The following is a 12,278-nucleotide window of genomic DNA, read 5'->3' on the forward strand; positions in this document are numbered from 1 at the left end:
TCCATGAGCTACAGGGAACTGATCGTCGAGCTCGAACGCGACCGCGCGGAGGAACTCTCCGACGCGCTGATCGAACTCGGCGCCCTTTCGGTGACGGTGGAAGACGCCGACGCCGACACGCCCGACGAGCAACCGCTCTTCGGCGAGCCGGGCCTCACGCCCGAGCGCACCGCGTGGCAGCATTCGCGCGTGATCGCGCTGATCGGCAACGATCACGATCCCGCCGTCCTGCTCGCCGCCGCAGCCAATGAACTGGGCCTCGCCGACGCGCCGAAGTTTTCGCTGCGCGAAGTCGAGGAACAGGACTGGGTGCGTCTCACGCAATCGCAGTTCGATCCGATCCAGATCGGCAAACGCATCTGGGTGGTGCCCTCGTGGCACGACGCCCCCGATCCTGACGCGCTCGTGCTCGAACTCGATCCGGGCCTCGCGTTCGGTACGGGCAGCCATCCCACCACGCGTCTGTGCATGGAATGGCTGGAGCAGCACGTGCAGCCGGGCAACACGCTGCTCGACTACGGTTGCGGCTCGGGCATCCTCGCGATCCTGGCGCGCAAGTGCGGTGCGAACCCGGTGATCGGCATCGACATCGATCCGCAGGCGGTCGAATCGGCACGTCTGAACAGCGAACGCAACCACGCGGACGTCACCTACGGCCTGCCGGACGACCTTCAGCCGGGTGAGTTCGACATCGTCGTTGCCAACATTCTTTCGAATCCGCTCAAGCTGATGGCGTCGATGCTCAGCGCGCGCGTGAAGCCGGGCGGACGCCTCGCACTGTCGGGCATTCTCGCCCGCCAGGCCGAGGAAGTGGCCCAGGTGTACGCGCAGTGGATCGATATCTCGGTCTGGCAAGAGCACGAAGGCTGGGTCTGTCTCGCGGGTACGCGGCGCGCATAAGCGCGTTTGGACGCGATCGGAGCCGCGCGCCCCACGGGCGCGGCGGCTCCGAGTCGTTAAGCGCCGTGGATTGCCATTAGAATGGCGGGTATCGCCAACCATCCGGGTCCACGGCACACATGCTCCTGGCCACGCGCTGCCCCTTCTGCGAAACCGTATTCCGTATCCAGCCGGCACAGCTCGCCACGCGCCGCGGCCTCGTGCGTTGCGGCCATTGCCAGGAAGCTTTCGACGCATCGGGTAGCCTGTACGAGATGCCCGAGGGCGGCGATTTCGGGCTGGCCGTCCCCGTTGCGGCCGATATCGCCGCGAGCCTGACGACACCGCATGGGACGCAGGCTGCGGCCCATCTCGCTCAACTCGCCGATCCCGCTCCTGCCGAACCGGTCGACGCGGTCGAACCGGTCGAAGCGCCGCCACAGGAGGCGCAACCCGCACCTGCTGCCGCGCCCGAACCGGCAGCGCCCGAACCTGCCGCAGCCGCCACGCGACCGAATTTTTCGAATCCGTCATGGGATCCGTGGGCACCGCTGCCCGACAGCCACATCGACCCGAGCCTCCAGTACGACGCCGGGCATCTGCCGCAGCCGAGCCTCGCCGCAGCCGCAACCCGCCCGCGGCACCCCACCGACATGCGCGTGATCCGCGACGACGAGCCCACGCTCGCGTCCACGCCTGCCACCGGAGCCGACGAACCTGCGCCTGCCGGGCACTGGACGCCCGTCGAACCCGAACTGGTCCCGCCGGAGCCGGTCGCACCGGCTACCTTGCAGCCCACACGCTCCGAACCGGGCCTTTCGTCGCACGAAACGCAGCGCACGCCGATCGCCGACGCCGAACCAGGGTTTCGTAGCGCGTCGTCCGCCACGGCCATCGCCGCGGCAGGCGCCGCCGCCCCCGCCTTCACCGCGCTCGAACCCAACGACGGCGCCGAGCCCTTTGCGCTCACCCGCGAGGCGCCTGCGCGCGCGAAACGGCGCACCGGCTGGCGTGTCCTTGGTGCGCTGATCACGCTGCTGTTGATCGTGCTGCTCGCGCTCCAGCTTGCCTGGTGGCAACGCGAAACCGTGATGGTCTACTGGCCCGCGTCGCAGCCGCTCTATCAGCAGGCCTGCGCGCAGCTCGGCTGCCACGTGAGCCCGCCGCGCGATATCGACGGTCTTCAGGTTCAACCGTCCGATCTGCGCCAGGTGGACGACCCGCACCATCTCGAATTGAAGGTGCCGCTGCGCAACCGCTTCCAGGTGGCGCTCGCTTATCCGGCGATCGAGCTCACGCTGCTCGATCGCCAGAACAACGTCGTGCTGCGCCGTGTGCTGTGGCCGCAGGACTATGCCCCGCCCGGCACGCCCATCGACGCCGGGATCGCCGCGCACACCACCCAGACGATGATCGTGAGGCTCGACACCGGCAACGTCATCGCGTCGAACTTCCGCATCGAGATCTTCTATCCGTAAATGCGCCTGCGCCCGTGCGTCGCGCGGGCGCGCGCCCCAAGCGCCCGGCCACGCCGGGTGCGCCACTCACCACAACAGCTTTGAATCCGGAGAGCACATCATGAGTCAAGTCACGCTAGGCGGTAACCCGATCGACGTCGCAGGCACCTTCCCGGCGCCCGGCCAGAAGGCCCCGACGTTCTCGCTCGTCGGCAAGGATCTGAAGCCCGTCGCACTCGCCGATTTCGCCGGCAAGCGCAAGGTTCTGAACATTGTGCCGAGCCTCGACACGCCGACCTGCGCCACCTCCACGCGCAAGTTCAACGAAGCGGCCGCCAAGCTCGACAACACGGCCGTCGTCGTGATCTCGGGCGACCTGCCGTTCGCCGCTACGCGTTTCTGCACGACCGAAGGCATCGAGAACGTCGTCACGGCCTCGACCTTCCGCGGTCATGAGTTCGCGCAAGCCTACGGCGTGGACATCACGAGCGGCCCGCTGACCGGCCTCACGGCGCGCGCCGTGGTCGTGATCGACGCCAACGACAACGTCGTGTACGCCGAGCGCGTCGGTGAAATCAAGAACGAACCGAATTACGACGCCGCCCTCGCCGCGCTGAAGTAATCACGAGCGGCGGCGCGCGAGACGGCACATGCCGCCGCGCGCCGCCCTCTTTCATCACACGCATCACAGGACTACCCGCCTTGGCTACGCTCATCTGCGGCTCGCTCGCCTACGACAACATCATGACCTTCGAGGGTCGCTTCCGGGAGCACATCCTGCCCGAGCAGGTGCACATCCTGAACGTGAGCTTCCTCGTGCCGACGATGCGCCGCGAATTCGGCGGCTGCGCGGGCAACATCGCTTATTCGCTGCACCTGCTGGGCGGCGACGCGCGCATCATGGGGACGCTCGGCGCTGCCGATGCGCAGCCCTATATGGACCGCTTCAACGCACTCGGCCTGAACACGGCGCATGTGCGCGTGCTGCCCGACATGTGGTCGGCGCAGGCGATGATCACGACCGATCTCGAAAACAACCAGATCACGGCCTTCCACCCGGGCGCAATGATGCAGTCGCACGTGAACAAGGCGGACGAAGCTCCTGGCATCAAGCTCGGCATCGTCGCGCCGGACGGCTTCGACGGCATGGTCCAGCACGTCGAGCAGTTCGCGAAGGCGGGAATCCCGTTCGTCTTCGATCCGGGTCAAGGTTTGCCGCTGTTCGATGGTGCGTCGCTGCGTCGCGCGATTGAACTTGCGACCTATGTGGCGGTCAACGATTACGAAGCCAACCTTGTGAGCCACCGCACCGGCTGGTCGATCGACGAGATGGCCAGCAAGGTCGATGCGCTGATCATCACGCGCGGCGAGCAGGGCTCGCAGATCTACCACAGCGGCACGATCGAAGAGATCCCCGCGGTGAAGGCCGAGCAGGTGCTCGACCCGACCGGTTGCGGCGACGCCTTCCGCGGTGGTCTGCTCTACGGCATCGAGAACAACCTCGGCTGGGCGACCACCGGGCGTCTCGCCAGTTTGATGGGCGCGCTCAAGATCGAGCAGCAAGGTCCGCAGAACTATGCGCCCACGAAGGCGCAGATCAAGGAACGATTCAAGGCGGCGTTCGGATACGAACTGTCGCTCTGAATACGCAGCGCCGCAGGAACGGCGCGCACTGGAGTTACGGGAAATGAAAACAACAAGTCGTCTGATTGTGGCCGTCATGATCGCGGGCTCGCTCGCCATGACGGGTTGTGCCTATAACAGCAGCTCCGCCGACGTCTACACGGCCTCGCAGGCGCAGCGTGAAGCCACCGTGCGCATGGCCACGGTCGACAGCGTGCGTGCGGTGAAGATCAGCTCGAACAACGGCCAGCCCAGCGGTCTGGGCGCGGTTGGCGGTGGCGCACTGGGCGCCGTAGCGGGTAGCGCGATCGGCGGCGGGCGCGGTTCGATCGTCACCGGCATCATCGGCGGCATCGCGGGCGCCGTGGCCGGCAACGCGGTCGAGAACGGCGTGGCAATGCACGACGGCCTCGAGATCACCGTGCGCCTCGACAACGGCGACTACCGAGCCATCACGCAGTCGGCCACGGGCGAAGTGTTCCAGGCGGGCGAACGCGTTCGCCTCGTCTCGAGCGGCGGTGTGACGCGCGTGACGCACTAAGCTGACCTGGCGTTCGGCTACATCCACGCCAGCGAATTGAAGACCGGTTTCCCCTGTACCGCAGCGCGGCGCTTTGTGCCTACCCTGCGGAACCTCAGGCGCATGCTCTCCCCTGTGCATGCGCCTTTTTTCATGTCCGCGCCCGTCTCACCGCCCGCCGACAAAACCAGCAGACGAAAAAAATCCCGTCGCGGAATATCCAGCGACGGGATTGCAGATCGGACCCGATGGACTCGCCACCCGGCCCGACCACCGAAGCACGCGTTGTTTAACTGACTCTCGCGCGCTTCGGCTCGTACTGCTTACGGACGGCTGCCGGTCGGGAACGGCCATGCTGCGGCCGGATTCAGGGCAGTCTTGACCGTTGCTGCGGGCGCAGCCGGTTGCGCAGCGGGAGCAGCAGGCGCAGCAGCGGCAGCCTTCTTGCCAGCCTTCTTCGCTGCGGCCTTCTTGGCAGGCGCTGCCTTCTTCGCAGGCGCAGCCTTCTTGGCAGCAGCCTTCTTCGCAGGCGCGGCCTTCTTGGCAGCTGCCTTCTTCGCCGGTGCAGCCTTCTTCGCAGCCGCAGCCTTCTTCGCCGGCGCTGCCTTCTTCGCAGCAACCTTCTTCACGGCGGCCTTCTTGGCCGGTGCTGCCTTCTTCGCGGCAACCTTCTTCACCGCGACTTTCTTGGCTGCAACCTTCTTCGCCGGTGCGGCCTTCTTGGCCGGCGCTGCCTTCTTCGCAGCAACCTTCTTCACGGCGACCTTCTTGGCTGCAACCTTCTTCGCTGCGACCTTCTTCGCCGGTGCTGCCTTCTTCGCCGGTGCTGCCTTCTTTGCAGCAACCTTCTTCACGGCGACTTTCTTCGCAGCAACCTTCTTCACTGCGACCTTCTTCGCTGCGGCCTTCTTCGCCGGAGCAGCAGCCTTCTTGACTGCAACCTTCTTCACTGCTGCGGCTTTCTTGACCGCCGGTTTCTTCTTGGCAGTTGCCATTTTTTTCTCCTTCAGGTTCAGATGAGAGTCAGTTCAAACTACACCCTTCGTCAAAACCCGCTTCCCGCAAACGCTTCTCAGGGCGCACGCTACAAAGCGGGCTATTCATCGGCGTACGCTGGTCCCGCGCGCTTACGCTAATGAATGCGGTAAGGCGCACCGTGCTGAAAAGCACGGCGCGCCAAGTCTTTCCGGCGTCGGCTACCGACACCAGGCAACGTTCGTTGAGGGCGCAAGCCACACGGCTCGCGCCTTTTTCCGGGGGGAAGTTTGCCCATCCCTCTGAAGGGTTCGCAAAGTGCCTTGCACGTAATCGAGCCACCAGGGCTCCGGGCACGCTTTGCATCAGGCGTTCCTGCTCCTAATCGTCATGCCGGCGAAGGCGCTCGCGTAGCGCCTCGCGGCAACCCCAAAAGACTGACTCCGCAGTGCGTCCGGATCACTCCCAGGACAACGCACCGCCCGTCTGATACTCGATCACACGCGTCTCGAAGAAGTTGCGTTCCTTCTTCAGGTCGATCATTTCGCTCATCCACGGGAACGGGTTCTCTTCGTTCGGGAACAGCGCGTCGAGACCGATCTGCTGGCAGCGACGGTTGCAGATGAAGCGCAGATAGCTCTTGAACATCGATGCGTTCAGGCCGAGCACGCCACGCGGCATCGTATCTTCCGCGTAACGGTATTCGAGTTCGACTGCTTCCTTGAACAGCTCGGTGATCTCCGCGCGGAACGCCGGGGTCCACAGCTGCGGATTTTCGAGCTTGATCTGGTTGATCAGGTCGATACCGAAATTGCAGTGCATCGACTCGTCGCGCAGGATGTACTGATACTGCTCTGCGGCGCCGGTCATCTTGTTCTGGCGGCCGAGTGCGAGAATCTGCGTGAAGCCCACATAGAAGAACAGACCTTCCATGATGCAGGCGAACACGATCAGCGACTTGAGCAGCGTCTGGTCGGCTTCGAGCGTTCCGGTCTTGAACGAGGGATCCGTCAGCGTCGTGATGAACGGGATCAGGAACTCGTCCTTGTCGCGGATCGACTTGACCTCGTGGTACGCGTTGAAGATCTCGCTTTCGTCGAGACCGAGCGATTCAACGATGTACTGGTACGCGTGCGTGTGGATCGCCTCTTCGAACGCCTGGCGCAGCAGGAACTGGCGGCATTCGGGCGCCGTGATGTGCCGGTAGGTACCGAGCACGATGTTGTTGGCGGCGAGGGAGTCGGCGGTCACGAAGAAGCCGAGGTTACGCTTGACGATGCGGCGCTCGTCCTCGGTCAGACCATTCGGGTCTTTCCACAGGGCGATGTCGCGCGACATGTTCACTTCCTGCGGCATCCAGTGATTCGCACAGCCAGCCAGGTACTTCTCCCAGGCCCACTTGTACTTGAACGGGACCAACTGATTCACGTCGGTCTGACCGTTGATGATGCGCTTGTCGGCGACATTCACGCGGCCTTCGGCCGAGACCGGCGCTTGCTGCGGCGATGCGACTGCGAAGTCGGCGGCGAAGATGTTTTGCGCCGAAGAAGACTGAGGAGCGGAGTGCAGTGTGGACTGCATGCCCGGAACAGAGACAGCCTGGCCCGCGAGGTTGCGCATTGCGTTTTGCTGCGCACCGCTCGACGGAGTTACGGCCGTGTTCTCGTCATCCCAGTTGAGCATAAATGTCACCATCAATTTAGAACGGTTTGTACCATCTTTTCGTGAGCGGTAAAAGGGTTCGCACACGAAAAAACCTGTTTTCGATTCGCGTTGCGACCTCGATACAACACTTTGTTATCGCATCGTGTTGATCGACTCGCGTGAACGGTGCGCAAGCTTCGCTTCTGCGTTGCTCGAGCGTCACTGTTGAGACGCGATTGCGGGTCTTCGCGCGATCGTGAGCGTCGATGAAAGAGCGTGTGCATCGCGTGTCTTTCACACGTTGCCTGCTGCCTCTTTTCACTTCGCGTGTCATGCGTCCTGCGCTGCTGCAACGACAGACTTCGCGATGTTCGTCTGCCTCGATGTTGCTGTCTCGCTGCGCGCATCGTATGTCTTTGCGCAGCCCATCCCGAGCCTCGTGAAAAACCCCAGGGATTCCTGAAGCCTGCCGCACGCAACGCGCGTGCCGCGTATCGCCGGGAGCTGCCGGGAGAGACAGGCGGCGCACGTTGCGCGCACCGCCTTTCAAACGCTACGACTACTATTGTTGACTACCCGCGTACTGCTTGAAGTCCTGCTTGAAGTCCTGCTCGATGCGCGCGGTCTTGCACCGCGCGCTGCCGCATTACTGGCAAGCCTCGCACTCTTCGAAGCCATCGTCGCCCGGACGCATCATGCACACCGGACCTTCTGCTTCCGGTGCGGCTTCGACTGCCTGCTGCGGCGCGGATTGCAGCACCGTCGAGCCACCGTTGCCGCCAGCGGCGCCAAAGCCTGCGCCACCGTTCGCGCCACCGGCTGCACCGCCGCCGCTTGCACCACCCGTCGGCACCGCGTTGAGCGCGCCGTGTGCAACCGTCGACTTCTCGACGTGCGTCGCCGCCATCGTGCGCAGGTAGTACGTCGTCTTCAGGCCACGCACCCATGCGAGCTTGTAGATCTCGTCGAGCTTCTTGCCCGAGACACCCGACATGAAGATGTTCAGCGATTGCGCCTGGTCGATCCACTTCTGGCGACGCGAAGCCGCTTCGACGAGCCACGTCGGATCGACTTCGAACGCCGTCGCGTACACCGCGCGCAGATCGGCCGGCACGCGGTCGATACGCGAGAGCATGCCGTCGAAGTACTTCAGGTCGGCGACCATGACTTCGTCCCACAGGCCACGCGACTTCAGGTCACGCACGAGGTAGTCGTTCACCACCGTGAATTCGCCCGAGAGGTTCGACTTCACGTAGAGGTTCTGGAACGTCGGCTCGATACACGGCGACACGCCGATGATGTTCGAGATGGTCGCGGTCGGTGCGATCGCGATGCAGTTCGAGTTACGCATGCCGTGCGACGCGATACGCTCGCGCAGCGAGGTCCAGTCCATCGTCTCGCTCGAGTCGACTTCGACGTAACCGCCGCGTGCTTCCTCGAGCAGCTTGAGCGTGTCCTGCGGGAGGATGCCGCGATCCCACAGCGAGCCGCGGTAGGTCGAGTAGCGACCGCGCTCGGCTGCCAGCTCCGTCGACGCCCAGTAAGCGTAGTAGCAGACGGCTTCCATCGAACGATCAGCGAACTCCACGGCCTCTTGCGAAGCAAACGGCGTGCGCAGAACGTGCAGGCAGTCCTGGAAGCCCATGATGCCCATGCCGACCGGACGGTGCTTCAGGTTCGAGTTACGCGCCTTCGCCACCGCGTAGTAGTTGATGTCGATGACGTTGTCGAGCATACGCATCGCCACGCTGATGGTGCGCTTGAGCTTCTCGTGGTCGAGTGCGAACGTGCCGTCGGCCTGTTCGACCATGTGCGCGACGAGGTTCACCGAGCCGAGGTTACACACGGCGATTTCGGTGTCGCTGGTGTTCAGCGTGATTTCCGTGCACAGGTTCGACGAGTGGACGACGCCCACGTGCTGCTGCGGCGAACGGATGTTGCACGGATCCTTGAACGTGATCCACGGGTGACCCGTTTCGAACAACATGCCCAGCATCTTGCGCCACAGTTGCGCGGCCGGCAGCTTCTTGAACAGCTTGATCTCGCCGCGCGCGGCCTTCTCTTCGTAAGCGACGTAAGCCTTCTCGAAATCGGCGCCGAACAGGTCGTGCAGATCCGGGCAGGTCGACGGCGAGAACAGCGTCCAGTCGCCACCTTCCATCACACGCTTCATGAACAGATCGGGAATCCAGTTCGCCGTGTTCATGTCGTGCGTGCGGCGACGATCATCGCCCGTGTTCTTGCGCAGCTCGAGGAATTCTTCGATGTCCAGGTGCCACGTTTCCAGGTAGGCGCAGACCGCACCCTTGCGCTTGCCGCCCTGGTTCACCGCGACTGCCGTGTCGTTCACGACCTTCAGGAACGGCACCACGCCTTGCGACTTGCCGTTCGTACCCTTGATGTGCGAACCGAGTGCACGCACGCGCGTCCAGTCGTTGCCCAGGCCGCCCGCAAACTTCGACAGCAGTGCGTTGTCCTTGAGCGCTTCGTAGATGCCGTCGAGATCGTCGGCGACCGTCGTGAGGTAGCACGACGAGAGCTGCGAGCGGTGCGTGCCCGAGTTGAACAGCGTGGGCGTCGACGACATGAAGTCGAACGACGACAGCACGTTGTAGAACTCGATCGCACGCGCTTCGCGGTCGATTTCGTTGAGCGACAGGCCCATCGCGACGCGCATGAAGAATGCCTGCGGCATTTCGATGCGGGTGCCGCCGACGTGCAGGAAGTAGCGGTCGTACAGCGTTTGCAGACCGAGGTAGCCGAACTGCAGATCGCGGCCCGCGTTCAGCGCGTTACCGAGACGCTTCAGGTCGAACTGCTGGAGCTTGTCGTCGAGCAGACCGGCTTCGACGCCGCGCTTGATGAACTGCGGGAAGTACTCCGCATAACGCCAGCTCATGTCGGCTTGCGTGACTTCCTCTTCCAGAATTTCGCGACGGATCGTGTGCAGCAGGATGCGCGAGGTGACCTGGCTGTAGGCCGGGTCCTTTTCGATCATCGTGCGCGCGGCCAGGATCGCCGAGTCGTAGACCTGCGACATCGGCACGCCGTCGTACAGGTTCTTGACCGTTTCCGCGACGATCGGGTCGGCGCTCACTGCGTCGCCGAGGCCTTCGCAGGTCGAGGCGATCAGTGCGCGCAGCGCGTTCATGTCGAGCGGACGCGTGACGCCGTTGTCGGTCACGTTGATGCCGGGCGCAGCTGCCGCTTCCGGCGCATGCGTGCGCTCTTGCGAACGCTTCTCGCGATACAGCACGTAGGCGCGCGCGACGTTGTGCTCGCCACCGCGCATCAGCGCGAGTTCGACCTGATCCTGAATGTCTTCGATGTGGAACGTGCCGCCGTTCGGACGGCTGCGCACGAGTGCGCGCACGACGTTCTGCGTGAGTTGCTCGACGAGCTCGCGAACGCGTGCCGAAGCCGCACCCTGCCCGCCGTTGACGGCCAGGAATGCCTTGGTCATGGCGAGCGCGATCTTCGACGGCTCGAAGCCCACAACGCTGCCGTTACGGCGAATCACCTTATGGTCGGCGAACTGCGCTGCGGCCTGGCCGTCCTGCGGCTGGCCACCCAGCGTGTGCGCGGCAGACGCGCCTTCATACCGGGTCGAGACGTTATCGGTCGTTTGCATGTGCAAAGCTCCTGGTCCTGGAAATGTGCGAAGGAAATTCGCGAATTAATACGGATACGGATGCCGCGCCCCCGTGTGCGCGGACGATCAAGCGGAGAGAGCAAGCCAGCCTGGCGAGGCTGCCGGATGCGGCAAGGCAGATGAACCACGTAACGTTTCGGTCTTCATCGTGGATGCCGCGATCATTGGCTGTACCTTTTCTCTCGATATCAGCCGGTGCGCCGGCTATTCGGCCGACTGCACCGCACAAGTTTTTCCTATGCCGCTAATGCGTGCGGCGCCATGCTCAACCGAGCGGGGCGCCGCCGAACAACACAACATATGGTGTAAATCAGTGCTTCGGGTACGAAGTATAGTGGAAGCGCCGGTCGGTCAAAGAAGAAAAAACGAAGAAAATTTCGGCCTGGAGTCTTGACAGCGCGTGAAGCCTAGACGGCGCGGGCATTTGCGCGCGACGCCCATTTCCCTTCGTCGAAAAAGCCCATACGCCGCGCTACGGTTAGCGCGGCAAAAGGTCATCTGTTTAGTTGCGCTTCATGCGTCAAGACGACGCTGCCGTCACTTCAAGACGCATCGCGCGCATGAAGATAGGGAAAGAACACCTCGCCCAGTTGCGTCTCGCGCTGCAGACGCGCCCAGTCGAAATGGGGTCCCGGATCGGTCTTGCGGCCCGGCGCGATATCCGAGTGGCCCGCGAGCGCATCGATCGGATAGTGCGCGCACAACGCTCGCACGAGGGGCGCGAGTGTCGCATATTGCGCGGGTTCGAAGGGCCGCGTGTCGCTGCCCTCCAGTTCGATGCCGATCGAGAAGTCGTTGCAGCGCTCGCGCCCGAAGAAGTTCGACAGGCCCGCATGCCACGCGCGCTCGTCGCACGAGACGAACTGCTCGAGCGTGCCGTCACGATGGATCACGAAATGCGCCGAGACGCGCACGCCGCGCAGATGCGTATCGAAGTACGGATGCGCATCGCAGTCGAGGCGATTGAGGAACAGGTCGGCGATCTCGGGGCCGCCGAAGGTGTCGGGCGGCAAGCTGATGTTGTGCACGACGATGAGCGTCGGCACCATGCCACCGGGACGCGCCTCGAAGTTCGGCGACGGCAGACGATGTGCCGGAGAAACCCAGCCCTGCGCATCGACGACGTAAGGCGATGCTTGCGACGATACTGCCTGGCTCATCGCGAAGGACGGTCCTGGCCGCTCTTGCGCGCATCGTAGGCGCGCGCGTGTTCGGCGCTGCAGAAGACCTGCGTGCCCGCGCTCACCGACTCGCTGCGCGGCGCATGCACGCCGCACTCGGCACAGCGCACCATCGGCTCAGGCAATGCGCCCGCCGCGTTCGTGCCCGCACCGTTCGCACGGTTAGCGCCGAACGGGCTATTGCCCTGCGTTGCGCCCTGCCCCGGCTGACGCGGATCGCCGCCAGTGCGTGCGTGCGGCTGCGCACGGCGCAGCGTCTTGAAGAACCACTGTCCGACGAAAAACAGCAGGATCAGGAGAAGAATCTGTCTCATGGAATCAATGTGCGAACCAGGGCGCGTCGCCGC

The 12,278-nt window shown here is 63.8% G+C and carries 11 protein-coding genes; 5 read left to right on the top strand and 6 right to left on the bottom strand.

Going from position 1 to position 12,278, the window contains the following annotated elements; genetic code table 11:
* Window positions 1-3 precede the first annotated feature (3 nt).
* The 5 genes from prmA to U5782_RS38330 all read left to right on the top strand — a co-directional run bounded on the left by prmA (window position 4) and on the right by U5782_RS38330 (window position 4,500).
* Window positions 4-900: a 50S ribosomal protein L11 methyltransferase gene (gene prmA / locus U5782_RS38310; protein WP_322049066.1), complete on the top strand. Its 897-nt coding sequence runs from the start codon at window positions 4-6 to the stop codon at window positions 898-900.
* A gap of 119 nt (window positions 901-1,019) precedes the next feature.
* Complete coding sequence (locus U5782_RS38315) at window positions 1,020-2,357, top strand: zinc-ribbon and DUF3426 domain-containing protein (protein WP_322049067.1); 1,338 nt, start codon at window positions 1,020-1,022, stop codon at window positions 2,355-2,357.
* 100 nt (window positions 2,358-2,457) lie between these two features.
* Entirely contained in the window at window positions 2,458-2,958 is a 501-nt protein-coding gene (gene tpx, locus U5782_RS38320) for a thiol peroxidase (protein WP_322049068.1), read from the top strand.
* Between the two features lie 80 nt (window positions 2,959-3,038).
* Entirely contained in the window at window positions 3,039-3,980 is a 942-nt protein-coding gene (locus tag U5782_RS38325) for a carbohydrate kinase family protein (RefSeq protein ID WP_322049069.1), read from the top strand.
* A 43-nt stretch (window positions 3,981-4,023) separates the two neighbouring features.
* Window positions 4,024-4,500 (top strand): glycine zipper 2TM domain-containing protein, encoded by a 477-nt coding sequence (locus tag U5782_RS38330; RefSeq protein WP_322049070.1) that lies wholly within the window; start codon window positions 4,024-4,026, stop codon window positions 4,498-4,500.
* Window positions 4,501-4,802: 302 nt separating this feature from the next.
* Here the strand turns inward: U5782_RS38330 and U5782_RS38335 are convergent, their stop codons facing one another.
* The 6 genes from U5782_RS38335 to U5782_RS38360 form a co-directional block, all read right to left on the bottom strand.
* The gene (locus U5782_RS38335) at window positions 4,803-5,474 is read right to left on the bottom strand and encodes a histone H1-like DNA-binding protein (RefSeq protein WP_322049071.1); all 672 of its coding nucleotides are present in this window, start codon (window positions 5,472-5,474) and stop codon (window positions 4,803-4,805) included.
* A gap of 28 nt (window positions 5,475-5,502) precedes the next feature.
* Window positions 5,503-5,820, bottom strand: coding sequence for a hypothetical protein (locus U5782_RS38340; protein WP_322049072.1), 318 nt, complete (start codon window positions 5,818-5,820; stop codon window positions 5,503-5,505).
* A gap of 93 nt (window positions 5,821-5,913) precedes the next feature.
* Window positions 5,914-7,137, bottom strand: a complete 1,224-nt coding sequence (locus U5782_RS38345; protein ID WP_322049073.1) for a ribonucleotide-diphosphate reductase subunit beta — start codon at window positions 7,135-7,137, stop codon at window positions 5,914-5,916.
* A 607-nt stretch (window positions 7,138-7,744) separates the two neighbouring features.
* Window positions 7,745-10,729: a ribonucleoside-diphosphate reductase subunit alpha gene (locus U5782_RS38350; protein ID WP_322049074.1), complete on the bottom strand. Its 2,985-nt coding sequence runs from the start codon at window positions 10,727-10,729 to the stop codon at window positions 7,745-7,747.
* 563 nt (window positions 10,730-11,292) lie between these two features.
* Window positions 11,293-11,910, bottom strand: a complete 618-nt coding sequence (ampD, locus tag U5782_RS38355) for a 1,6-anhydro-N-acetylmuramyl-L-alanine amidase AmpD (RefSeq protein WP_322049075.1) — start codon at window positions 11,908-11,910, stop codon at window positions 11,293-11,295.
* Complete coding sequence (locus U5782_RS38360; RefSeq protein WP_322049076.1) at window positions 11,907-12,245, bottom strand: PP0621 family protein; 339 nt, start codon at window positions 12,243-12,245, stop codon at window positions 11,907-11,909. The genes ampD and U5782_RS38360 overlap by 4 nt, the downstream gene beginning before the upstream one ends.
* Between the last annotated feature and the right edge of the window lie 33 nt (window positions 12,246-12,278).

Origin of the sequence: Paraburkholderia sp. J67, assembly GCF_905220265.1 — a bacterium.
In the GTDB taxonomy this organism is placed as follows: Bacteria; Pseudomonadota; Gammaproteobacteria; order Burkholderiales; family Burkholderiaceae; genus Paraburkholderia.